The following is a 21,582-nucleotide window of genomic DNA, read 5'->3' as shown; positions in this document are numbered from 1 at the left end:
GATCAGTCCGAGGCCATCACGGGGGCGCGCTCATATTTCGCGCGCAGCGCCGCCGGCGCCGGCGAGAAGTTCAGCTCGGCGCTCTTGCGCCCGGCGCTGCGATTGGCGACCTTGAGGCCGTCATCGCTGGCGACCACGTCGCCCTTGCGCAAGGTCGGATCGTTGTCGATCGACACCTTGGCAAGGCCGAAATGGTCCTTGCCGTTGCAGGTGCAGCCGTCGACGATCTCGGTCCGATACTTGAAGGCGTTGGGCAGCGCCGAATACGACTTGCCGCCTTCGGTCTCGGCATTGTCGATCGAACTGCCATAGACGACCTCCGTCTTGGACGCCGGGCAGAAGCTGTTGCACGTCGCTTCCTTGCTCTGGTCGCCGGTCGCGCCGAGCGGGAAGTAGCGCCCGTCGCAGGTGCGGACGCACCAGGCGACGCTGCTGCTGCCGCCGCTGCGGTAGGTCACCTCGCCGCGCGGGGCCGACCGCGGCGCCGGCGCCTCGTCGGCGAACGGCATGCGGACGTAGGGCTGCGACCGCTGCGGCGCGTTGAAGCCGCCGAACAGCGCGGAGAAGAAATCCTGCGCGCTTGCGGCGCTCGGCCCGGCCATCACGCCGGCCCCGGCTGCGGTTGCCATCGCAATGGCCAGGAGGATCCGTGGGCTATTCATGATCAGGGTCCTCGATCAGTTGGCGACGGCGACGGGCAGCGACATCGCCTGCCGCCCGGACGTCATCGACGTCACGCGCGGCGTAACGGTGCGAGCTTGCAGCGATCCTCCCTTCGGCAGCACGACGACCTTGGTGCCGACCTGCACGCGGCTGAACAGGTCGGACACGTCTTCATTGGTCAGGCGAATACAGCCGGACGACACGAACTTGCCGATCGTTGTCGGATCGTTGGTGCCATGAATGCGGTACTCGCTGGAGCCGAGATACATCGCGCGCGCGCCCAGCGGGTTGCCGGGGCCGCCGGCCATGAAGCGCGGCAGATAGGGCTGGCGCGCGATCATCTGCGCCGGCGGATGCCAGTCCGGCCACTCCGCCTTGCGCGTGACGGTCTGCACGCCCGCCCAGGTGAAGCCTTCGCGGCCGACGCCGACGCCATAGCGCAGCGCGCGGCCGCCACCGAGCACGTAGTACAGATAGGTGTTGGCAGTATCGATGATGATCGTGCCCGGCGCCTCGCGCGTATCGAGATTGACGATCGTGCGGCGGAGTCGATCCGGCAGCTGACTGTCTTCGTCCTGCGCAACGTCCGGAGCAGCCGTATCGTCCGGCGGAAAGGCCTGCTGCTCGACCGGTGCGTAGCCCAGACTCTGCGCATGCGCGACCGTGGCGCCCGGAGCGAGCACGAGCGCCGCGGCGATCGCGATCATCGATGCAGTCCGCTGCAGCAGGCAGCGCTGGCCGGAGACGAGCTTGGTCATGATATCCCCCTGTCGGACGAGCATCGCGGTGCGATGCGTGATTGCCTCCTCAAACGCGAGACAGGTCGCCGCGGTTCCGGGCCTGATGTGGCTCCTCTGTGTCAGTCAAGCGCCGTCGCACTCACGTTCGCGCGACGGAACCTGAACCTCTCCCCGTCGTTATCAGCAAGTAGCAAACGTCACGAACGCGGGACGACACGCGTCGATTCCTTCGGGGGAAATCATGGTGCGCGTCCTTCCCACCGAGCGGCTGCTGGAAGGCGGCCATGACGGCTCTGCCCTCAGCGAGAGCCGCAACGAACAGCCCCCTGTCATCAAGCGCGCAGAGATCGTCGCGATCACGCTGGTCATCCTCGCTGCGATCTGCATGACGGGCGTGCTGTATGTCGCGAGAGGCTTCTTCCTCCCCATCGTGATGGCGTTCGTGGTCGGCACCATGCTGTCGCCGGCGGCCAACTTCCTGGAGCGCTATCGCGTCCCGCGCGGCGTCGGCGCGGTGCTGATCGTGGTCGCGGTGGCGGCCGGTCTCGCCTTCATCATCGGGCTGATTTCGGCGCCGGTGCTCGACTGGACCAACCGGCTGCCGGAGCTCGCCACACAGCTCAAGGCCAAGCTGCACGTCTTCGACAGGCCGCTCGCATTGTGGCACGAGATGCAGACGGCGATCGGCGGCGGCAGCACTGCGAGTTCGGCCTCCATCGAGCTTCCGAAGTTCGACTGGGTGCAGCCGACGATCGAATTTCTAACCCCGACCTTCACCGAATTCCTGCTGTTTTTCGCAACGCTGGTCCTGTTCATCGCCAGCTGGCGCGACCTGCGGCGCACGCTGATCATGACGTTCGGCGATCACGAGGCGCGGCTGCGGACGCTGCGCATCCTGAACGAACTCGAGCTGCATCTCGGCAACTACCTGCTGACCGTCACACTGATCAACACCGGGGTCGGAATCGCAACCGGCCTCACCTGCGCGCTCACGGGCATGCCCAACCCCGCAGGCCTCGGCGCGCTTGCGGCGACGCTCAACTTCATCCCGATCATCGGACCGATCGCGATGTTCGTCGTGCTGGTCCTGGTCGGCGCGATCGCATTTCCGACCTTGAGCGGCGGCATGGCCGCACCTGCCATCTTTGCCGTGATCACCTTCATGGAAGGCCATTTCGTCACGCCGCTGATCATCGGCAGGCGACTCGCGCTGAATGCCTTGGCCGTGTTCATCGCGCTGGCGTTCTGGACCTGGCTGTGGGGCCCGATGGGCGCCTTCCTCGCCTCACCGCTGCTGATCGTCGGTCTGATCGTGAAGGAGCATCTGCTGCCGGACACTTCGCCGCAACTGCCGGCGGACTAATTCGGTTTCATCCAAGGAACTTCCCTCAGCGCCTCGCGTTTGTCGAGCAGACCCACATCACCTTGCTACGGAGCCCTGCCGATGCCGCCGACCGATGGTGAGGCCGCGATGAGAGATCTCGCCGACAAAGCCAACTATGAACGCCTGCAGAAGGATGTCCACGCCGTGAAGAACGATATCGCAGCTCTCACCGACCAGATCACCGACGCGCTCAACGCCTTCGCCGGCCAGGCCAGCAAGCAGGCGCGCAGCGGCTATCGCCAGGCCCGCGACAACATGGATCAGACCTTCGACGACATGTCGGAGCGCGGCGGCGCAATGCTGGGGGCAGCACAGGACGCGGCCAATTCCCTGGAAGAGCGCCTGGAAGACGTGATCTCGCAGCGTCCCCTGGCGACCGTGGGCCTTGCACTGGGCCTTGGCTTCCTGATCGGTGTCACCTGGAAGCGCTAGGATCAGGGCGCAAATATCGAACCATGACCGATCGGCGCCACTTCGGCGCCGATTGAGTTTGTCGGACGCGGTAACGAGATCAATGGGAAGAAGACAGATGCTTCAGCGCATGATTGCCGAGGTCAAGGAGTCCACCAGTCACACCGTCCGACTGACCACTTTGGCGCTTGCCGCTGCCGTCGGATTGTTCATCACCACTTGCTTCCTATGTGCGGCGGCGTTCGTCGCCGTTTTCCAGCGTTACGGCCTGGTCGCAGCGTGTCTCACCGGCGCTGCAATTTTCTTCGTCGCGACCCTGATTGCGGCGGCGAGCTACATGGCCCGAAAGCGCGCGCTCGCAAGGCGAGCGGCACGTGCGGCAGAAGCCACGCGTTCAGCTGCCCAGTCCCTGTTTGCTGATCCGATGCTGCTGGCGAGCGGCCTCCAGGTCGTCAGGATGATTGGCGTCAAGCGCCTCGTTCCTCTTCTGGCCGTAGGGGGATTGGCGCTGGGCCTTCTCGCCCGCGGTCAGATGTCCGACAGCGCCGAAGCTGCCGAGTAATCAACACGGCGGCGGGCCGGATATCGTCGATCAACTTGGTGACGACAGACGCCGGCCGGCGCCATTAGCCGCGCATGCCGCCCCACGCCACCACGCTCCTCAGGTCACGCAACGGCCGGGCTGGAGGCGTTTCGCGATCTCGGTCAGGACGGACACGGACGGCTCGCATGCGATCGGCTTGGCCACCGGGCGGTCGTTCTCCGTGCTGATGATCTGGGATCCCTGCGGCGCGTTCGCCGCCCCGGCAGCAGCGCCCGAGGGCTGTAACGGGAGCCTCATCAGGAATGTGGTGTCGGCAAACGCACCGAGCTTGATCGACACGGTCCGCGTCGCCGTGGCGGCGGACACCACAGCGGCCCGGTCGGATTTGCCCTCGCGATTCACATTGCCCGCCGTTGCAGCGAGAAGCTCCGGCGCAGACGCCTGCATCGGCAGGCTCGACGCGAGATCATGTCCCGAGGCAAGCTGCATCGCACCCACCAGCATCACCGACGCTGCGAGCGCACCCGAAACCACCAGTTTTCCAGTCTGCGACATGTCTCTGCTCCCCTCGCCCGCAGGCGATCGGCTCTTCAACGTAAGTCGCAGGAACTGGGTTCTGGGACGGACAAATCACTTAACCGTGTCTTAAGCAGGCGCCGCTCGCCAAAAGTATTGGAGCCCCAAAAATATCGGTGCCCTATGGGAACGACTTTTCGGCTCGCGCGTCATCCCGGCAGCCGGTTATTCCCCCTGCCCCATTGACCGGCGACGCGGGGCACCGCCGTGGTGATGCCGGCGGTGCCCCGCATCCTTTTCTGGCCCGCCTTGGCAGGCGGCTGTTCCCCCTCGATCGATCCAGCGGTATATCTCAGCCTGTGCGGCCCCAACGATGGCAGCGCGGCGAGGATGGGAATGCGGATGGCGAGCCTGATCGGCGCGTTGAGGGGCCTTGCACTATCGTTGATCCTCGCCACACTGATTCCGCCCCCTGCCCTGGCCGGCAGCGCCAAGGACGACTGGATCAAGAGCCTCGTCGTCCGGCTGAAGCTGAACCGCCGCTCTCCGGCTCAGGCCACCGATGAGGGCGGAACGGCGAAGGTGGTCTTCCGGATCGACCGCACCGGTCATCTGCTGTCCGCCGCTCTCAGCGAGAGCACTGGCGACCCTGCGCTGGACCAGGAGGCCCTGGCCTTGATCGAACGTGCCCAGCCCTTCGCTCCGCCACCTCCAGAGCTGTCTGATGGTGACCTGACGTTCATGGTGCCGATCGTGTTTGCACCTCGGCGCACATCTGGCGTCCAGTTCGACGAAATGACACTGAATGACACCGTGCTGAAGGCCAGGCTGAACGGGATCTGCCGCGGCTGCTGAGCAAGCATCTTCGCAAAACAAATCGGCGCGCCCATCGAGAGCGCGCCGATCCATCTGAACCTAATCGAAAACGTCTCAGGCCGCGGGCTTCGGCATGCGATTGCGTGAATTACGCTGGAAGAACAGCGCCTGGCTGGCCACGGCTGAGACCATCGCAGGCTGGAACGGCTTGGAGATCAGGAAGGCCGGCTCCGGCCGCTCACCGGTCAGGAAGCGCTCCGGATAGGCGGTGATGAAGACCACCGGAACCTCGAACGTGCGCAACAGCTCGTTGACCGCGTCCAGGCCGGACGAGCCGTCTGCGAGCTGAATGTCGGCGAGGATCAGGCCGGGCTTCTTGTTCTTGGCAAGAGCAACCGCGTCGGCATGGGTGCGGGCGACCCCGATGACGTTGTGGCCGAGGTTCTTGACCAGGCTCTCGAGATCCATCGCGATGAACGTTTCATCTTCGATGATCAGCACATCGGTTGCGATCTCCGCCGCGAGCTCGCGGCCTGCAGCGTCGGCGAGGCGGCGGGTTTCCGCCACGTCGATGTCGAGAATGAATGCCACTTCCTCTTCCGGGAATCCTTCCAGGGACAGCAGCAGGAAGGCTTGGCGCGGTAGCGGAGTGATGTTGGACAAGCGCCGCTCGGGCGGCATCGGCAGCGTGGCCACCTCGGCGTCATCGTTGAGGGCGACGGAGTTCCAGATCTGTGTGAACAGTCGGAACAGCGCAGCGCGTGCCCCATACCGTTCGTCCAGCAAAGCCGGATCCTGGATCAGAGCCTCCAGCATGGCCCCGACGTAGGCGTCTCCGGAACCCTGGCTACCGGTGAGAGCACGCGCATACCGGCGCAACAGCGGCAAATGTTCAGCAACTAGCTGTGATCGGCTCATCCCCACTCCATTTGGTGATCTGGGCTTTCCGCCCGGGTTCCATGATGGGCTGATTACGCCTGAAACCAAGAAAAGTTCCCCAAACGCGTGGAACTTTTATCGCGCGGTTGCATTAGTTCCCGATCAGACCCCCTCGATGGCGAGGATAATTCTTGAAGCTTCAGGGACTTAACTCTCGGGGAAACGTGGAAAAGGTCATGAAAGATGTAAAGTCTCAAGCCAGCAAGAATGCGGCACCGCGCAAGCCCGGCGGACTCAACGCGGAAATCCAATCGAGGATCGGTCATCAACTCCGCGCGATGTACGACGATGTCGTGCGTCAGGGAGTTCCCGATCGGTTTACCGATTTGATCCGCAAGCTTGATGGGCCGACAGCTCAGTCCCACGTGGAGAACGGCGGGGGATCCAACGACCAGAACGACGGGAGGGAGTGAATGCCTCTCACTGATTCCTTGCGGGACGATATCCTTGCGGCCGTCCCAAGCCTCCGCGCATTTGCGATTTCCTTGAGTGGTAACAGCGATCGCGCCGACGACCTGGTGCAGGAGACGCTGCTCCGGGCATTGGCGAATATCGACTCGTTTCAACCGGGCTCCAATCTGCCCGCGTGGTTGTTTACGATCTTGCGCAACCTGTTCCGCTCCGACTACCGCAAACGCCGGCGCGAAGTTGAAGATGCCGAAGGCAACTACGCCAAGACGCTCAAGACGCATCCCTCGCAAGGGGCGCATCTGGAGTTCGAGGAGTTCCGTGCCGCGCTCGAGAAGCTGCCTCAGGATCAACGCGAAGCGCTGATCCTCGTCGGTGCGTCCGGCTTCTCGTACGAAGATGCGGCCGCCATCTGCGGTTGCGCTGTTGGCACCATCAAGAGCCGCGTCAACCGCGCGCGTTCGAAGCTGGCGGCTCTGCTCTACGTCGAAGGTGCCGAGGATTTCGGTCCCGATGAGACCGTGCGGGCCGTGATCGGCGGCAGCGGCGGCTGACGTCGCACACAGGTATTAGCAAATCGAAGAGGCGGCTCCATCGCGGGGCCGCCTCTTTTGCAATGGGCAATCAATGAGCCACCGCCGGTTCGGCCGGGTCACCCGCACAACTACTTGGGCGGACGGACCGGCGCGGAGAACTGCTCGGTGCGGTCACGCTCCGTCATGTCGATGACGGTCTCCATCGGAGCCGTCAGCTCATAGACGTAGCTGCCTTCGGTGAAAAAGCGCTTGGATGTGCCGCCCAGCGCCTCCGGCGCGACACGGTCGAGCAGGATCAGGCCGAAATCGCTGTCGGGACGCCGCGTGGCTTCGCTGGTGTTGCGCTCCTCCCAGCGGAAGTTGAACACGGCGTTGGGCTCCTCGCCCGTGACGTCCCACTTCGCCGTAATGTGCGGGTGCTTGCCGACCAGCGAGAGGCCCTCATCGGAATGCGACGCCAGCTCGAAGAACAAGAGCGACAGGCTCTGCGCTGCGCGCGCGCTCACCGTGATATCCGGCCCGCTGACCGCGATCCGCTCCGCATGGGGAATGGCGCGAGCTTCGAACAGACCGCGCAGTTGGACGCCCTGCCACTGACTCTCGCTCAACAGCGTGACGACGTTGGACATGGCGTGAATGCGCCCGATCAGCAGTTCACGGGCGACATCGATGTCGCTGCCATGCCTGAGGGTCCGTGTGACGATCGACTGGATCACCGCCAGGATGTTCTTGACCCTGTGGTTCAACTCATCGATGACCGCGGTCAGGCGCCGCTCGAAGCCGATGCGAACCTGAATCTCGCGACTGAGCCGCAGATTGTTGTACGCGACATAGCCGAACAGGCCGCAGATGATGCCGGTGAGCGCGAGCCCGATGACGCCGACGATCGCCGCCGTTTGTTGCGCGCGCCGCACGGCGTTGCTCTTGGCGTAGTACACCAGCGACCAGTCGTGGTTGCCGAACCCGACGGTGCGCGTCGAGGACGGCGAAGGATCGTCGGGGCCTCGCGTCCGGCTGGTCACCACGCCCTGGTCGTTCGCCACCAGCTCGTCTGAGGCGTTCCGTGGGTCCTTCAGCGCGACTGAAAACAGCGAGAGATCGTCGTTTGTCAGCAGCAGCGGGCCGATCTCATAGGAGAAGGTGACGAAGCCGGCGGGTGCCGTCGCGCCCTGCGGGACGACGGGAGCCGCCAGGACGATCCCGACCGGACCGTTGGCCCGCAACAGCGGCGTGGGATCGGACGCCACCGGCTTGCCTTCCGCCATCGCCCGGGCCAGCATCGGTCCGACGATGGGTTGGCTATCGAGCGCCATTCCCGGCAACCGCGATGTTTCGGCATTGCGCGGCTCGAGATCCATGAGGACGTCAAGGGGACGGTCGACGTTCGGCCCGAGCGGCGTGTCGTCAAAATTGCGAATGGTGGGGTTGGGAAAGCCGGCCTGACGCAGTTCGGCCTGCGCCACGGGGAGCTCATCCGGACGCAGTCGCGCAATCCAGGACGCCACCACGAAGTCGGTCTTGAAGGCGTAGATCGACGACCGCAGCGGCTCCAGCATGTTGGCCTTGATCACGGAGGGCGCCCGAAACAGGCCTGAAGCCACCCGTGCCAGCAGCTCGCGCTCGGTCAGCCGGTCCTGCACCAGGCTGGCATGGACGTCGATGGCGCGCGCCAGCGCAATGCGGTCGAGAGCCAGCTCCTGATCATGGACCCGGTAGGCCGCCAAGCCGGACAGCGCCGTCCCCACCAGCGCGATCAGACCAATGATGACACCCAGCCGGAACACTCGTTTACTCTAAGGTCAAGGGTTGGCGGAGGAAACGAGGCATTCAATAACCGGCTCTGCTACTCAAGTAACGCGCACCTGCAGGAAGTGATCGAGGCAAATCGACAAAAACTCTCCTAGGATACCGGCCGGTTATTCGCCGGCCATCTCCTTCCGGAAAGGCGCGCACCCCGGCGTGAGGCAACACGCAGAGGCTCAACTTGTTCCGGCCCGTTGTGGGCTTTTTTGCGTCTGGCCAACGCCCCGACACGTCCAGCAACGATGCGATCGGCCGTTCGGATCAAGCGCTAGGCCGACGGCGTCAGACCTCCCTTGGCTTCGATGAAGCCGATGATGCGGTCGAGGCCCTCGCTCTTTTTCAGGTTGGTCATGACGAAGGGACGCTCGCCGCGCATCCGCTTGGCGTCGGTTTCCATCTTCTCGAGCGAGGCGCCGACATGCGGCGCCAGGTCGATCTTGTTGATCACCAGCAGGTCGGAGCGAGTGATTCCTGGACCGCCCTTGGACGGGATCTTGTCGCCAGCCGCGACGTCGATGACGTAGATCGTGATGTCGGCAAGCTCAGGCGAGAAGGTCGCAGCCAGATTGTCGCCGCCGGATTCGATCAGCACCAGATCGAGGCCGGGAAACTTGGCGCGCATGTCGGCGACGGCCGCGAGATTCATCGAGGCGTCCTCGCGGATCGCGGTGTGCGGACAGCCGCCGGTCTCCACGCCGGCAATGCGGTCGGGGGTGAGCGAGCCGGAGCGGACGAGGAATTCCGCATCCCATTTGGTGTAGATGTCGTTGGTGATGGCTGCGATGTCGTAGCGCTCGCGCATCGACTTGCACAGCAGATCCATCAGCGCGGTCTTGCCGGAGCCGACGGGACCACCGACTCCGACGCGGAGCGGACCATGAGACGAAGCCATATCATATGCCCTTCTGCCGTCCCCGCGACGGCGGGGACTGATATTCACCAGAACTGATCGCCGCGCATCGGCACGGGCGCCTTCGCCTACGAGCGGAACAACCTCGTATACTGCGTCTCATGACGGAGGCTCGCGAGATCGGCCCGGAAGCATGCGCTGCCGATGTCGTCGAGCGAAGCAAGCAGCGCACGCTCGGCCGTCGCGACCACGACCGGCTCCAGCGCGGCCAGCACGCGCTGGCTGTCGGTCTGGCCGAGTGGAATGAGCCGGCTGCCGGCGGAAATCCAGTTCGACGTCAAGGCATGCAGAAACGCGTGCAGCAAGGGCTCCACCGCCACTCCATGAAGCGCGCCGACGAGCCCGACAGCGACCGGGTAGACGATCGCCTCACATTGCGACACCGCCTCGTCGAGTCCCGGACAGCTCCAGGCTGAGCGGGCGATCTCGATGAAGGCGCGCCCCTGCGCCGTCGTCTCGAGCTGACGCTCACGCGACGGCACGAAGGCGGCGGCCAACTCCGCGATCTCGCCGAGTTCGCGGCTCGATTCCGCCGCGCGGTGCGTATGGGCAAGGAACACGGCATCGCTGAAGCCGGCCCCATCGGTGAGCATCGTCGCAAGCCAGCTCCGAAGCGAGCCAGCGTCGTTGATGTCACCGGCTTCGACGGCCCATTCGATTCCGCTGGAGTAGGAAAAGCCGCCCACCGGAAATGCCGGCGACAGCCAGGTCAGCAACCGGTAAAGCGCGGCGTTGTCCAACCCGGTCTGGGCCGCCTCCAAGGAGCCCGTGCGCTCACTTGTGGTCATGAGCATGGGAATGACCGTGATGGTCGTGATCATGGTGGTCGTGGTCGCGATCATGATCGTGGCCGCAATGCTCATCATGCACATGATGCGCGTGGTCGTGACCATGGCTGTGATGCGCGTGATCGTGCCCACCATGAGAGTGATCATGGCCGTGGTGATCATGATGGTCATCGCCATGCGCATGGCTGGGCTCGGCGTAGGCGCCGCCTTCGGGATCGAACGGCGCCTCGATCTTGAGGACGCGCGCGCCGAGGCCCTTCACCATCGCCTCGATCACGTGGTCCCGGCGGATGCGCAGGCTCTTGGCCATGATCTGGGTCGGCAGATGCCGGTTGCCGAGATGCCAGGCGAGCCGGACCAGGTGATGCGGATCGCTGGCGCGGATCTCCAGCAGCGGCTCGGCGGCGGCGACGACCTCGATCAGACGGCCGTCCTCCAGCACCAGGGCATCGCCACCGCGAAGTGCGGTGGCGTGCTCGAGATCCAGCAGGAATTCCAGCCCGCGCGTGCCGGTCATCGCCAGCCGGCGCCGGTGCCGATCGTCGAAATCGAGCAGGACGGAATCGGCAGCGGCCTCTTTCCAACGGTGCTGCCCGAGCACGCGCGTGGCGCGGATCATGCTGATATCCTCATTCTCTCTTCGCCTCGTTCAATTCCGCTCAGCGGACATCGACCTTCTCAGGCGTGATGATCTCGATCTTCGGCGGAGCGGCCATGCACTTCACCGCCACGCGCCCGAACGTCTTCATGTGCTCGGTCGCGCGATGCGGCACCAGCGCCTCGGCGTTCTCCCACTGCTCGACGAAGACCATCTTGCTCGGATCCGTGACGCTCTCGTGCAGATCATAGGCGATATTGCCGGGTTCCTTGCGGGTCCCCTCGATGCAGGCGGTGGCGGCAGCAATGAATTCGGCACGTGTTTCGGGCTTGATGGTCAAGGTGGCAACGACATAGATCACGAAGCAGTCCTCCCGGTACGTTTCTGTTCTGGGTACCGGGGGGAAGTTTAGAACATGAAATAGCGCTGCGCCATGGGCAGCACCTCGGCCGGCTCGCAGGTCAGGAGCTCGCCGTCTGCGCGCACCTCATAGGTCTCGGGATCGACCTCGATGTTCGGTGTCGCGTCGTTGTGGATCATGCTCTTCTTCGAGATCTTGCCGCGGGTGTTCTGCACCGCATAGAGCTTCTTCGACAGGCCGAGCTTACGCGCCAAGCCGCCGGCCACCGCCGCCTTCGAGGTGAAGATCACCGAGGACGCCGTCAGCGACTTGCCGAAGGCCCCGAACATCGGCTGGTAATGCACCGGCTGCGGCGTTGGGATCGAGGCGTTGGGATCGCCCATCGGCGCGGCCACGATCGTGCCGCCCTTGATGACGCAGTCCGGCTTGACGCCGAAAAATGCCGGCGACCACAGCACGAGATCGGCGAGCTTGCCCTTCTCGACCGAGCCGATCAGCTTCGACACGCCATGCGCGATCGCCGGGTTGATCGTGTATTTGGCGATGTAGCGCTTGACGCGGAAATTGTCGTTGTCCTTGCCCTTGTCTTGCGGCAAGGCGCCGCGCTGCTTCTTCATCTTGTCGGCGGTCTGCCAGGTCCGGATGATGACCTCGCCGAGCCGGCCCATCGCCTGCGAGTCCGACGACATCATCGAGAGCGCGCCGAGATCGTGCAGAATGTCCTCGGCCGCGATCGTCTCCTTGCGGATGCGGCTCTCGGCGAAAGCGAGATCCTCGGCGATCGACGGATCGAGATGGTGGCACACCATCAGCATGTCCAGATGCTCGTCGATGGTGTTGCGCGTGAACGGCCGCGTCGGATTGGTCGAGGACGGCAGCACGTTCTTCAGGCCGGCGACCTTGATGATATCTGGCGCATGGCCGCCGCCGGCGCCTTCGGTGTGAAAGGCATGGATGGTGCGGCCCTTGAAGGCCTTGATCGTGTCCTCGACGAAGCCGGACTCGTTCAGCGTGTCCGAATGCAGCATCACCTGGATGTCGTGATCGTCGGCGACAGAGAGGCAGTTGTCGATGGCGGCCGGCGTCGTGCCCCAATCCTCATGCAGCTTGAGCGCGCAGGCGCCGGCCTTGACCATCTCGACCAGCGCGGCCGGACGGGACGCATTGCCCTTGCCGGAGATGCCGAGGTTGACGGGGAAGGCGTCGAACGACTGCATCATCCGCCCGATGTGCCACGGGCCGGGCGTGCAGGTGGTGGCGAAGGTGCCGTGCGAGGGTCCAGTGCCGCCGCCGAGCAGCGAGGTAACGCCGGACATCAGCGCGTGCTCGATCTGCTGCGGGCAGATGAAATGGATGTGGCTGTCGAAGCCGCCGGCGGTGAGGATCTTGCCTTCGCCCGCGATGACGTCCGTGCCGGGGCCGATCACGATGGTCACGCCGGGCTGGATGTCGGGATTGCCGGCCTTGCCGATCGCCGAGATCATCCCGTCCTTGATCGCGACGTCGGCCTTCACCACGCCCCAGTGGTCGACGATGACAGCGTTGGTGATCACGGTGTCGGCGGCCCCCTGCTTGTTGGTCGCCTGCGACTGGCCCATGCCGTCGCGGATCACCTTGCCGCCGCCGAACTTCACTTCCTCACCGTAGGTGGTGAAGTCCTTCTCCACCTCGATGATGAGATCGGTGTCGGCGAGCCGAACCTTGTCGCCGGTGGTCGGGCCGAACATGTCGGCATAGACGGAACGCTTGATCTTGACGGACATCGTTGGCCCCCGATTAGTTCTGCATAGCTTGTTGTCGAGACACCGGCGATCCGCTCACAGCGTCCCTCTCGCATTCGAAACGGTCTCGTCGAACAGCGCATCGAGCCGCGCGTTGATACCGCGGCAGCCCGCGACGACCTGCTCGGCCCAGCCGACATACTCCATCACCTCGAGCTGCTGCTCCAAGTCGGGTTCGAAGAAGATGCGGGCGCGGATGTTGCTGATCTTGTCGGCGATCTTGATCTGCTTGGCGCCGTCGGACTTGCCAGGCGCCGCGATCACCTGCACGGCGCGTCGCTCGCTCTTCGGCAAGGTCATGTCGTCCGTGACTTCCTCGACCAGGCCGGCCACGCGCGCGCCGAAACGCTGCGCCAGCTCGTCTCGCGTGGTGTCAGTGTCCTCGATCGTGTCGTGCAGCCAGCCGGCCGCGACCAGCTCGGCGTCCGCGCCGTCCGTTGTCGCAGCCAGGATGTTCGCGACCTCGGCGAGGTGATTGACGTAAGGCTCCTCGTCGCGGCCTTTGCGCTGCCGGCCGGCATGACGGCGCGCTGCCAGCTCGGCCGCTTCGGAGACGAGGCGCAGTCCGCTCAGCATCGGTCTACAACTTGCCCATCACGTCGCCGCGGAAGCCGTAGACCATGCGCTTGCCGGCGAGCGCCACCAGCTGCACCTCGCGGGTCTGGCCGGGCTCGAAGCGGACCGCCGTGCCGGCGGCGATGTCGAGCCGCATGCCCCGGGCCTTCTTGCGATCGAACTTCAGCGCCGGGTTGGTTTCGAAGAAATGGTAGTGCGAGCCGACCTGGATCGGCCGGTCGCCAGTATTGGCGACCGACAAGGTCACGGTCTTGCGGCCGGCATTGAGCTCGATCTCGCCGTCCTGGATGAAGAGTTCGCCGGGGATCATGTGGTCTTTCTCCGTCATTCCGGGGCGGTCCGCAGGACCGAACCCGGAATCTCAAAATCGATTGCAGACAATTTCTGGATTCCGGGTTCAGCCCTGCGGGCTGCCCCGGAATGACGTGCAATGATCACCGGATCGGCTCGTGCACCGTGACCAGCTTGGTGCCGTCCGGAAACGTCGCCTCGACCTGGATGTCGTGGATCATCTCCGGAATGCCCGGCATCACCTGGTCGCGGGTCAGCACCTGGGCGCCCGTCTGCATCAGCTCGGCGACGGTGCGGCCATCGCGCGCGCCTTCGAGGATGAAATCGGAAATGATCGCGATCGCCTCGGGATGGTTCAGCTTGACGCCGCGCTCGAGCCTGCGGCGGGCCACGATGGCGGCCATCGAGATCAGGAGCTTGTCCTTTTCGCGGGGAGACAGGTTCATGCGGCTTCTCTGGTGATCGCTTCTGGATAATCGTCGGTTGGTAAACGTCTAATTGAGCCACAGCCGCGGCAGCGGCACGGGCGAGGCTTGGCCGAGCACAGATATCATGTCCGCGCGCAGGCTCGCGGCATCTTGGGCACAGAAGCGCGCCATTGCAAATCCATTCCAGGCCGACAGCGCCGCCTCTCCCCGGCAGTCCGGCAGGCTCTCCCGGATGCGCTCGACGAGAGCGGCATCGCCCGGCACGATCAGCGCGGTGCCGATGGCCGCGCTGCCCTTGGCAATGGCGGGCTGCGCCAGCTTGTCGCCGATGTCGCCGTCGAGGCGGACGGTTTCGGCGAACACCAGTTTGCCGCCGCGCTTGAGCCGCCAGCGGTCGACGAACTCGCCCTCGCGCATGCGCTCGCCCATCGCCGTGCGGCCGAACACGACGATCTCGCAGAGGAGCAGCGAGGCGGTGTCGGCGAGGTCGATGTCGATGCGGCGGTGGATGCGGGCGCGGTCGAACAGAATCGTTTCCTGGGGCAGCCACGAGATATGCGCGCCGGCCTCGACCTTCAGCGCAATATCGAGATCGGCCGGCCGCCCGGAAGCGCGATAGACCTTCTCAGCGGCAGCGCTCGACAGCGTGACGCGACTGCCTTCGCCCGCCGCAACCTCGATCGCAAACCTGTCGCCGCCGGCGATGCCGCCGGCGGTGTTGACGAACATCGCCGAGAGGCCGTCGTCCTCGGGCGAGGGAAAGCGCACGCGCAGCGAGCCGGATTCATGCAGATGATGACGCCGCGTCATGCCGTCCCGCAGCCGCACGTCGAAGCGCACCGCGCCGCGGGCGCGGTTGGCCTCGAAGATCTCGGCAGCGGCGCTGGCGGGATCGGCCCGCATCGATCCCCTCCTTTGGGACCGGACGCAGCGAAGACCGCGCCCCACAAAATCAGATGACGATCACAGCGCCATCTGGCGGCTGATTTCGGCCTGGTCGAGATTGGCGCGCGTGCAGCTGAACTTCACCGCGCCGCGATCCATCACCGCGAAGTTGTCGCCGAGTTCGCAGGCAAAGTCGAGATACTGCTCGACCAGGACGATCGCGATGTTGCCAAGATTGCGCAGATACGAAATGGCCCGGCCGATGTCCTTGATGATCGAGGGCTGGATGCCCTCGGTCGGCTCGTCCAGCAGCAAAAGCTTCGGCCGCATCACCATGGCGCGGCCGATCGCGAGCTGCTGCTGCTGGCCACCGGACAGGTCGCCGCCACGGCGACCGAGCATCGATTCCAGCACCGGAAACAGCGAGAACACGTCGTCCGGGATGCTGCGGTCGGCGCGCTTGAGCGGGCCGAAGCCGGTCTTGAGGTTCTCCTCGACTGTCAGCAGCGGGAAGATCTCGCGCCCCTGCGGCACGAAGCCGATGCCCTTGCGCGCCCGCTCATAGGGTTTGAGGTGCGTGATGTCGGCGCCGTCGAAGGTGATGCTGCCCGACGCCAGCGAATATTGTCCGACCAGCGCCCGCAGCAGCGAGGTCTTGCCGACGCCGTTGCGGCCGAGCACGCAGGTGACCTTGCCGGGCTCGGCTGCGATGGAGACGCCGCGCAGCGCCTGGGCGGCGCCGTAATAGAGGTTGATATCCTTGACGTCCAACATCGCCTAGCGCCCCAGATACACTTCGATTACGCGGTCGTTCGACGACACCTGATCGATGGTGCCCTCCGCCAGAACCGTGCCCTCATGCAGGCAGGTGACCTTGACGCCGAGTTCGCGCACGAAGGTCATGTCGTGCTCGACGACCATGACGGTGTGATCCCGATTGATTTCCTTGAGCAGCTCAGCCGTCTGATGCGTCTCGACGTCGGTCATGCCCGCGACGGGTTCGTCGACCAGCAGCAGCTTCGGATCCTGCGCCAGCAGCATGCCGATCTCCAGCCACTGCTTCTGGCCGTGTGACAGGCTGCCGGCGAGCTTGCGCCTGAGATCCTTGAGCCGCACGGTTTCGAGCACCCGGTCGATCTGCTCGGCCTCGCCCTTCGAGCCGCGCCAGAACAGCGTGCCCTTGACGCTGTGGTCGACATTGAGCGCGAGCAGCAGATTGTCCTCGACCGACTGGCTCTCGAACACCGTGGGCTTCTGGAATTTGCGGCCGATACCGAGCTCGGCGATACGCGTCTCGTCCAGGCGCGTGAGATCCGTCTTGCCGTCGAACAGCACCGTGCCCTCGTCGGGCTTGGTCTTGCCGGTGATGATGTCCATCATCGTGGTCTTGCCGGCGCCGTTCGGGCCGATGATGGCGCGCATCTCGCCGGGCTCGAGCGTCAGCGACAGATTGTTGATGGCGTGGAAGCCGTCGAAGGAGACGTGCACGCCGTCGAGATAGAGCAGCGACGAGGTCGCACGGGTGTCCATCACGTTCACAGGCTCACTCCGCCATCTTGGGTTCGGTGACACCGTCCTCGCGAGCGGCGCTGTCGGCATTGGGCTTGGTGGCGCCGAGCTGGTCCCACCATGCATTGAAAGTGCCGATGATGCCCTTGGGAAGCAGCAGGGTCACCAGCACGAACAGTGCGCCGAGCATGAACAGCCAGTACGGGGCGAGGACGCCCGACGTAAAGAAGGTCTTGGCGTAGTTCACGACGACGGCGCCGAGCGCGGCGCCGACCAGCGTGCCGCGGCCACCGACGGCGACCCAGATCACCGCCTCGATCGAGTTGCCGGGAGCAAACTCGGACGGGTTGATGATGCCGACCTGCGGGACGTACAGAGCGCCGGCGACGCCGGCCATGCAGGCCGACAGCGTGAACACGAACAGCTTGTAGGACTCGACGCGGTAACCGAGGAAGCGCGTGCGCGACTCGGCGTCGCGGATCGCGATCAGCACCTTGCCGAGTTTCGACGACACGACGGCACGGCAGATCAGGAACGCGAGGATCAGCGCCAGGCAGCTCAGCGCGAACAAGGCGGCGCGCGTGCCCTCCGCCTGGACGTTGAAGCCGAGGATATCCTTGAAGTCGGTCAGGCCGTTGTTGCCGCCGAAGCCGAAATCATTGCGGAAGAAGGCCAGCAGCAGCGCATAGGTCATCGCCTGGGTGATGATCGACAGATACACGCCAGTGACGCGCGAGCGGAAGGCGAGCCAGCCGAAGCCGAACGCAAGCAGGCCAGGCACGACGAGCACCATCAGCGCGGCGAACCAGAACATGTCGAAGCCGTGCCAGTACCAGGGCAGCTTGGAGTAGTTCAGGAACACCATGAAGTCGGGTAGGATCGGATTGCCGTAGACGCCGCGGCTGCCGATCTGGCGCATCAGGTACATGCCCATCGCGTAGCCGCCGAGCGCGAAGAACGCGCCGTGGCCGAGCGAGAGGATGCCGCAATAGCCCCAGATCAGATCGATCGAGAGGGCGAGGATCGCGTAGCAGACATATTTGCCCCATAGCGCGACCAGATAGGTCGGCACCTGCAGCGCGGAGCCCGCCGGCAGCAGCAGGTTGGACAGCGGGATCAGGATGCCGCAGGCAGCAACGACCAGGAGAAAGATCGACGCGCCGCGATCCAGCGAGCGGGTGAGCATATGCGGCATCATGCTTCCACCGCCCGGCCCTTGAGCGCGAACAGGCCGCGCGGGCGCTTCTGAATGAACAGGATGATCAGCACCAGGATCGCGATCTTGCCGAGCACGGCGCCGGCCACCGGCTCCAGGAATTTGTTGGCGATGCCGAGCGTGAAGGCGCCGACCAGGGTGCCCCAGAGATTGCCGACGCCGCCGAACACCACGACCATGAAGGAGTCGATGATGTAGCTCTGCCCGAGATTGGGGCTGACATTGTCGATCTGCGACAGCGCCACGCCGGCGATGCCGGCAATGCCCGAGCCGAGCCCGAAGGTGAGCGCATCGACCCGCGAGGTCGCGATGCCCATCGACGCCGCCATGCGCCGGTTCTGCGTCACCGCGCGCATCTCGAGGCCGAGTGCGGTGTAGCGCAGCATGGCCAGCAGGATCGCGAACACGGCCATGGTGAAGCAGAGGATCCAGAGCCGGTTGTAGGTGATGGTGATCTGACCCAGCTCGAAGGCGCCGCTCATCCAGGAGGGATTGCCGACTTCGCGGTTGGTCGGGCCGAAGGCGGAGCGCACGGCCTGCTGCAAAATCAGGGACAGTCCCCAGGTGGCGAGCAGCGTTTCGAGCGGGCGGCCGTACAGGAAGCGGATGATGGTGCGCTCGATCAGCACACCGATGGCGCCGGCCACCAGGAAGGCGAGCGGGGCCGCGATCAGCAGCGAATAGTCGAACAGTGCCGGATAGCGCGTGCGGATGACCTCCTGCACCACGAAGGTGGTGTAGGCGCCGAGCATCACCATCTCACCATGGGCCATGTTGATGACGCCCATCACGCCGAAGGTGATGGCGAGGCCAATCGCGGCCAGCAGCAGCACCGAGCCGAGCGAGAGGCCGTACCAGGCGTTCTGCACGCCGGACCAGATCGCGAGCGAGCCCTGGATCGACGAGATCGCGCTTGCCGCCGCCTTGGTGACATTGGCCGGCTGGTCGCCGCCGCTGATCTCGGTCAGCAGCGCCAGCGCTTCCTGGTCACCGCGCGAGCGGATCGTGGCAACGGCTTCGAGCTTGTCGACCTCGCTGGCATCGGACTTGAACAGCAGGATCGCGGCGCGCGCTTCAGCGAGCGCCTGCTTGACGGAACGATTGGTTTCCTTGGCGAGCGCCGATTCCACGGTCGGCAGCGTCGCCTCTTCATGCGACTTGAACACGGATTTCGCCGCGGTCAGCCGGGTGTTGGTGTCGGGCGACAGCAAGGTCAGGCCGCCGAGCGCAGCATCGACGCTGCGACGCAGCCGGTTGTTGAGGCTGACGGCCGCGGCATTGTCGGGCAGCTTGTCGACGGCGGCGCCGGTCGCGGCATCGATGATCTTGCCGTCGGCCTGCTTGATGAAGACCTTCTTGGTCTCGGCATCGAACATCAGCCGCTCGTCCTGCAGCGCGCTGATGATGGGGAAAGCCAGCGGGTTGCCGGACACGGCGATCTCGCCCACCGCATCGTCGGTGTCGGAGAAATCATCATTGGCGAACTTGGCGACCGATTCCTCGAAGCTGGCGGCGAAAGCCGGAGCGGTCGCGACGATCAGAGCAATGGACAGAAGAAGGCCGCGCACGAGCGCGAGAACAATGGCAGGCACTGGACAACCCCGGCAGGAGTTCAAGAGGTCGAGAGAAGGCGGCGCGGTCCGCCGCCTTCTCCGATCGTGATGACGTCGTACGACTCAGATCAGGTGCCCGAGCCCAGGCACTTGTTGGTCTTGACGTTGTAGTTGCCGCACTTCTTGCCGACCCAGTCGCCGATCAGGTCCTTGGAGCCCTCGAGCTCCTTCGACCAGGCGTCGCCCGGGACGAGATCCTTGGTCTTGTAGACGACGCTGAACTGGCCATCGCCCTTGATCTCGCCGATGAACACCGGCTTGGTGATGTGGTGGTTCGGCAGCATCTTCGACACGCCGCCGGTCAGGTTCGGCGCCTCGGTGCCCGGGAGGGCGTCGATGACCTTGTCCGGATCGGTCGACTTCACCTTCTCGACCGCCTTCACCCACATGTTGAAGCCGATCACGTGGGCTTCCATCGGGTCGTTGGTCACGCGCTTCGGGTTCTTGGTGTAGGCCTGCCAATCCTTGATGAACTTCTCGTTCGCCGGGGTCTTGATCGACTCGAAGTAGTTCCAGGCGGCGAGGTGGCCGACCAGCGGCTTGGTGTCGATGCCGGCGAGCTCTTCCTCACCCACCGAGAACGCGACGACCGGAATGTCCTTGGCCTTGATGCCCTGGTTGCCGAGCTCCTTGTAGAACGGAACGTTGGCGTCGCCGTTGATCGTCGAAACCACGGCGGTCTTCTTGCCGGCCGAGCCGAACTTCTTGATGTCGGCGACGATGGTCTGCCAGTCGGAGTGACCGAACGGCGTGTAGTTGATCATGATGTCGTCCTGAGCCACGCCCTTCGACTTCAGGTAGGCTTCCAGGATCTTGTTGGTGGTGCGCGGATAGACGTAGTCGGTGCCGGCCAGCACCCAGCGCTTCACCTTCTCTTCCTTCATCAGGTAGTCGACCGCCGGAATCGCCTGCTGGTTCGGCGCCGCACCGGTGTAGAACACGTTGCGCTCGCTCTCCTCGCCCTCGTACTGCACGGGGTAGAACAGGATGCTGTTGAGCTCCTTGAACACGGGGAGCACCGACTTGCGCGACACCGAGGTCCAGCAGCCGAACACGACCGCGACCTTGTTCTTGGTGATCAGCTCGCGCGCCTTCTCGGCGAACAGCGGCCAGTTCGAGGCGGGGTCGACGACGACGGCTTCGAGCTTCTTGCCGAGCACGCCGCCCTTCTTGTTCTGTTCGTCGATCAGGAACAGGATCGTATCCTTCAGCGTGGTCTCGCTGATGGCCATGGTGCCGGACAGAGAATGCAGAACGCCGATCTTGATGGTGTCGTCCGCGGCCATGGCCGGGCCGAAGCCGGCTGCGCCCAGTGCCAGGCCGGCAGCAGCAGCCAGCCAGCGACGGCGGCTGAACGGCGCCGTTAATTCCTGAGTGAGTCGAGTAAGCATGAGGTAATATCTCCCTGACGCAGACGTGCTTCGCAGCCAAGGCGGCCGGCGGTCTGCGGCGGAAGAATCGCAAGAAGCGTGCCATGCCGTTCACATCCGGTAAGCCATTGACCCGAATATGGAACTCGGCAAAATCGCGGCGGAAGGTCGCAACCACCTGCCGCACCTTTAGGCAAGCACGATGATTAATCAGCTGGCATTGAGCGCACGATTTATGCACTTTGTTTCGATTGGCTAAATTTAAAGCAGCAGGGTACCGCCTGGATCGCCGATCCGTTGCGCAGCGGCCTTGAAAGTGCCGTCCACCTGTTCCATATAGCTGATAGATCGAGGCGAATCGGCCGGATCTCTGCAAGCCGCGTGTTCTTTAGCTCGACCCGAGCTTCTGGCTTTGCATCCTCCCCTATCCAATCTCGACGCTCCAAACACGCGGGTGTCTCTTCAACCACCCACCCGCGTCCGGCTGCCTGCCGAC

At 64.5% G+C, this 21,582-nt stretch carries 25 protein-coding genes; 6 read left to right on the top strand and 19 right to left on the bottom strand.

What is annotated here, in order from left to right:
- Nucleotides 1-2 precede the first annotated feature (2 nt).
- The gene (locus tag NLR35_RS09850; protein ID WP_257166363.1) at nucleotides 3-662 is read right to left on the bottom strand and encodes a DUF2865 domain-containing protein; all 660 of its coding nucleotides are present in this window, start codon (nucleotides 660-662) and stop codon (nucleotides 3-5) included.
- Between the two features lie 15 nt (nucleotides 663-677).
- Nucleotides 678-1,421, bottom strand: a complete 744-nt coding sequence (locus NLR35_RS09845; RefSeq protein ID WP_257166362.1) for a L,D-transpeptidase — start codon at nucleotides 1,419-1,421, stop codon at nucleotides 678-680.
- Nucleotides 1,422-1,647: 226 nt separating this feature from the next.
- Between NLR35_RS09845 and NLR35_RS09840 the strand changes: the two genes are divergently transcribed.
- From NLR35_RS09840 to NLR35_RS09830, 3 genes are all read left to right on the top strand, one after another.
- On the top strand, nucleotides 1,648-2,766 hold the full coding sequence (locus tag NLR35_RS09840; protein WP_257166536.1) for an AI-2E family transporter: 1,119 nt from the start codon (nucleotides 1,648-1,650) through the stop codon (nucleotides 2,764-2,766).
- Nucleotides 2,767-2,847: 81 nt separating this feature from the next.
- Nucleotides 2,848-3,219 (top strand): YqjD family protein, encoded by a 372-nt coding sequence (locus NLR35_RS09835; RefSeq protein WP_257166361.1) that lies wholly within the window; start codon nucleotides 2,848-2,850, stop codon nucleotides 3,217-3,219.
- A gap of 97 nt (nucleotides 3,220-3,316) precedes the next feature.
- A complete protein-coding gene (locus NLR35_RS09830; RefSeq protein ID WP_257166360.1) occupies nucleotides 3,317-3,760 on the top strand; it encodes a hypothetical protein in 444 nt (147 codons plus the stop codon).
- Between the two features lie 99 nt (nucleotides 3,761-3,859).
- On the opposite strand, the gene NLR35_RS09825 is transcribed toward NLR35_RS09830, so the two are convergent.
- A complete protein-coding gene (locus NLR35_RS09825) occupies nucleotides 3,860-4,297 on the bottom strand; it encodes a hypothetical protein (RefSeq protein ID WP_257166535.1) in 438 nt (145 codons plus the stop codon).
- 363 nt (nucleotides 4,298-4,660) lie between these two features.
- Here NLR35_RS09825 and NLR35_RS09820 point away from each other — a divergent pair, with 363 nt between their 5' ends.
- Entirely contained in the window at nucleotides 4,661-5,113 is a 453-nt protein-coding gene (locus NLR35_RS09820) for an energy transducer TonB (RefSeq protein ID WP_257166359.1), read from the top strand.
- Nucleotides 5,114-5,188: 75 nt separating this feature from the next.
- Here the strand turns inward: NLR35_RS09820 and NLR35_RS09815 are convergent, their stop codons facing one another.
- Nucleotides 5,189-5,992, bottom strand: coding sequence for a response regulator (locus NLR35_RS09815; protein ID WP_257166358.1), 804 nt, complete (start codon nucleotides 5,990-5,992; stop codon nucleotides 5,189-5,191).
- Nucleotides 5,993-6,189: 197 nt separating this feature from the next.
- Between NLR35_RS09815 and NLR35_RS09810 the strand changes: the two genes are divergently transcribed.
- Nucleotides 6,190-6,426 (top strand): NepR family anti-sigma factor, encoded by a 237-nt coding sequence (locus NLR35_RS09810; protein ID WP_257166357.1) that lies wholly within the window; start codon nucleotides 6,190-6,192, stop codon nucleotides 6,424-6,426.
- Complete coding sequence (locus NLR35_RS09805; protein ID WP_006612137.1) at nucleotides 6,427-6,975, top strand: sigma-70 family RNA polymerase sigma factor; 549 nt, start codon at nucleotides 6,427-6,429, stop codon at nucleotides 6,973-6,975. It abuts the gene before it with no gap.
- A gap of 110 nt (nucleotides 6,976-7,085) precedes the next feature.
- Here NLR35_RS09805 and NLR35_RS09800 read toward each other — a convergent pair whose 3' ends face one another.
- From NLR35_RS09800 to urtA, 15 genes are all read right to left on the bottom strand, one after another.
- Nucleotides 7,086-8,741, bottom strand: a complete 1,656-nt coding sequence (locus NLR35_RS09800) for an HWE histidine kinase domain-containing protein (protein WP_257166356.1) — start codon at nucleotides 8,739-8,741, stop codon at nucleotides 7,086-7,088.
- A 287-nt stretch (nucleotides 8,742-9,028) separates the two neighbouring features.
- On the bottom strand, nucleotides 9,029-9,652 hold the full coding sequence (gene ureG, locus NLR35_RS09795) for an urease accessory protein UreG (RefSeq protein WP_257166355.1): 624 nt from the start codon (nucleotides 9,650-9,652) through the stop codon (nucleotides 9,029-9,031).
- 86 nt (nucleotides 9,653-9,738) lie between these two features.
- Nucleotides 9,739-10,458 (bottom strand): urease accessory protein UreF, encoded by a 720-nt coding sequence (locus tag NLR35_RS09790; protein ID WP_257166534.1) that lies wholly within the window; start codon nucleotides 10,456-10,458, stop codon nucleotides 9,739-9,741.
- The gene (gene ureE, locus NLR35_RS09785; protein WP_257166354.1) at nucleotides 10,445-11,077 is read right to left on the bottom strand and encodes an urease accessory protein UreE; all 633 of its coding nucleotides are present in this window, start codon (nucleotides 11,075-11,077) and stop codon (nucleotides 10,445-10,447) included. The genes NLR35_RS09790 and ureE overlap by 14 nt, the downstream gene beginning before the upstream one ends.
- Before the next feature lie 40 nt (nucleotides 11,078-11,117).
- Nucleotides 11,118-11,417, bottom strand: a complete 300-nt coding sequence (locus NLR35_RS09780) for a putative quinol monooxygenase (protein ID WP_257166353.1) — start codon at nucleotides 11,415-11,417, stop codon at nucleotides 11,118-11,120.
- A 47-nt stretch (nucleotides 11,418-11,464) separates the two neighbouring features.
- Nucleotides 11,465-13,180 carry an urease subunit alpha gene (gene ureC, locus NLR35_RS09775; RefSeq protein WP_257166352.1) on the bottom strand — a complete coding sequence of 572 codons (1,716 nt, stop codon included), beginning with the start codon at nucleotides 13,178-13,180 and terminating at the stop codon, nucleotides 11,465-11,467.
- A 54-nt stretch (nucleotides 13,181-13,234) separates the two neighbouring features.
- Complete coding sequence (locus NLR35_RS09770) at nucleotides 13,235-13,774, bottom strand: HD domain-containing protein (RefSeq protein ID WP_257166351.1); 540 nt, start codon at nucleotides 13,772-13,774, stop codon at nucleotides 13,235-13,237.
- A 4-nt stretch (nucleotides 13,775-13,778) separates the two neighbouring features.
- Nucleotides 13,779-14,084 (bottom strand): urease subunit beta, encoded by a 306-nt coding sequence (locus tag NLR35_RS09765; RefSeq protein ID WP_257166533.1) that lies wholly within the window; start codon nucleotides 14,082-14,084, stop codon nucleotides 13,779-13,781.
- 124 nt (nucleotides 14,085-14,208) lie between these two features.
- Nucleotides 14,209-14,511: an urease subunit gamma gene (locus tag NLR35_RS09760; RefSeq protein ID WP_257166350.1), complete on the bottom strand. Its 303-nt coding sequence runs from the start codon at nucleotides 14,509-14,511 to the stop codon at nucleotides 14,209-14,211.
- Nucleotides 14,512-14,559: 48 nt separating this feature from the next.
- The gene (locus tag NLR35_RS09755; RefSeq protein WP_257166349.1) at nucleotides 14,560-15,396 is read right to left on the bottom strand and encodes an urease accessory protein UreD; all 837 of its coding nucleotides are present in this window, start codon (nucleotides 15,394-15,396) and stop codon (nucleotides 14,560-14,562) included.
- A 60-nt stretch (nucleotides 15,397-15,456) separates the two neighbouring features.
- Complete coding sequence (gene urtE, locus NLR35_RS09750; RefSeq protein ID WP_257166348.1) at nucleotides 15,457-16,152, bottom strand: urea ABC transporter ATP-binding subunit UrtE; 696 nt, start codon at nucleotides 16,150-16,152, stop codon at nucleotides 15,457-15,459.
- 3 nt (nucleotides 16,153-16,155) lie between these two features.
- On the bottom strand, nucleotides 16,156-16,917 hold the full coding sequence (gene urtD / locus NLR35_RS09745) for an urea ABC transporter ATP-binding protein UrtD (RefSeq protein WP_257166347.1): 762 nt from the start codon (nucleotides 16,915-16,917) through the stop codon (nucleotides 16,156-16,158).
- A gap of 4 nt (nucleotides 16,918-16,921) precedes the next feature.
- Nucleotides 16,922-18,085 carry an urea ABC transporter permease subunit UrtC gene (urtC, locus tag NLR35_RS09740; protein WP_257166346.1) on the bottom strand — a complete coding sequence of 388 codons (1,164 nt, stop codon included), beginning with the start codon at nucleotides 18,083-18,085 and terminating at the stop codon, nucleotides 16,922-16,924.
- Complete coding sequence (gene urtB / locus NLR35_RS09735) at nucleotides 18,082-19,644, bottom strand: urea ABC transporter permease subunit UrtB (RefSeq protein WP_306577359.1); 1,563 nt, start codon at nucleotides 19,642-19,644, stop codon at nucleotides 18,082-18,084. Before urtB ends, urtC begins: the two co-directional genes overlap by 4 nt.
- 140 nt (nucleotides 19,645-19,784) lie before the next feature.
- On the bottom strand, nucleotides 19,785-21,107 hold the full coding sequence (urtA, locus tag NLR35_RS09730; RefSeq protein ID WP_006612152.1) for an urea ABC transporter substrate-binding protein: 1,323 nt from the start codon (nucleotides 21,105-21,107) through the stop codon (nucleotides 19,785-19,787).
- Nucleotides 21,108-21,582: the final 475 nt, after the last annotated feature.

The sequence above is a fragment of the Bradyrhizobium sp. SRS-191 genome (assembly GCF_024586915.1).
Classification (GTDB): Bacteria; Pseudomonadota; Alphaproteobacteria; order Rhizobiales; family Xanthobacteraceae; genus Bradyrhizobium.
This window is presented reverse-complemented; position numbering and strand designations above follow the sequence as displayed.

What these genes read in the sequence shown, in the direction of transcription:
- ureG (WP_257166355.1), bottom strand. Translation starts at nt 9,652, where the DNA reads ATGGCTTCGTCTCATGGTCCGCTCCGCGTCGGAGTCGGTGGTCCCGTC.
- NLR35_RS09765 (WP_257166533.1), bottom strand. Translation starts at nt 14,084, where the DNA reads ATGATCCCCGGCGAACTCTTCATCCAGGACGGCGAGATCGAGCTCAAT.
- NLR35_RS09845 (WP_257166362.1), bottom strand. Translation starts at nt 1,421, where the DNA reads ATGACCAAGCTCGTCTCCGGCCAGCGCTGCCTGCTGCAGCGGACTGCA.
- NLR35_RS09850 (WP_257166363.1), bottom strand. Translation starts at nt 662, where the DNA reads ATGAATAGCCCACGGATCCTCCTGGCCATTGCGATGGCAACCGCAGCC.
- NLR35_RS09810 (WP_257166357.1), top strand. Translation starts at nt 6,190, where the DNA reads ATGAAAGATGTAAAGTCTCAAGCCAGCAAGAATGCGGCACCGCGCAAG.
- NLR35_RS09835 (WP_257166361.1), top strand. Translation starts at nt 2,848, where the DNA reads ATGCCGCCGACCGATGGTGAGGCCGCGATGAGAGATCTCGCCGACAAA.
- NLR35_RS09760 (WP_257166350.1), bottom strand. Translation starts at nt 14,511, where the DNA reads ATGAACCTGTCTCCCCGCGAAAAGGACAAGCTCCTGATCTCGATGGCC.
- NLR35_RS09820 (WP_257166359.1), top strand. Translation starts at nt 4,661, where the DNA reads ATGGCGAGCCTGATCGGCGCGTTGAGGGGCCTTGCACTATCGTTGATC.
- NLR35_RS09770 (WP_257166351.1), bottom strand. Translation starts at nt 13,774, where the DNA reads ATGCTGAGCGGACTGCGCCTCGTCTCCGAAGCGGCCGAGCTGGCAGCG.
- urtA (WP_006612152.1), bottom strand. Translation starts at nt 21,107, where the DNA reads ATGCTTACTCGACTCACTCAGGAATTAACGGCGCCGTTCAGCCGCCGT.
- urtC (WP_257166346.1), bottom strand. Translation starts at nt 18,085, where the DNA reads ATGATGCCGCATATGCTCACCCGCTCGCTGGATCGCGGCGCGTCGATC.
- NLR35_RS09755 (WP_257166349.1), bottom strand. Translation starts at nt 15,396, where the DNA reads ATGCGGGCCGATCCCGCCAGCGCCGCTGCCGAGATCTTCGAGGCCAAC.
- ureE (WP_257166354.1), bottom strand. Translation starts at nt 11,077, where the DNA reads ATGATCCGCGCCACGCGCGTGCTCGGGCAGCACCGTTGGAAAGAGGCC.
- NLR35_RS09805 (WP_006612137.1), top strand. Translation starts at nt 6,427, where the DNA reads ATGCCTCTCACTGATTCCTTGCGGGACGATATCCTTGCGGCCGTCCCA.
- NLR35_RS09790 (WP_257166534.1), bottom strand. Translation starts at nt 10,458, where the DNA reads ATGACCACAAGTGAGCGCACGGGCTCCTTGGAGGCGGCCCAGACCGGG.
- NLR35_RS09830 (WP_257166360.1), top strand. Translation starts at nt 3,317, where the DNA reads ATGCTTCAGCGCATGATTGCCGAGGTCAAGGAGTCCACCAGTCACACC.
- NLR35_RS09815 (WP_257166358.1), bottom strand. Translation starts at nt 5,992, where the DNA reads ATGAGCCGATCACAGCTAGTTGCTGAACATTTGCCGCTGTTGCGCCGG.
- urtE (WP_257166348.1), bottom strand. Translation starts at nt 16,152, where the DNA reads ATGTTGGACGTCAAGGATATCAACCTCTATTACGGCGCCGCCCAGGCG.
- ureC (WP_257166352.1), bottom strand. Translation starts at nt 13,180, where the DNA reads ATGTCCGTCAAGATCAAGCGTTCCGTCTATGCCGACATGTTCGGCCCG.
- NLR35_RS09825 (WP_257166535.1), bottom strand. Translation starts at nt 4,297, where the DNA reads ATGTCGCAGACTGGAAAACTGGTGGTTTCGGGTGCGCTCGCAGCGTCG.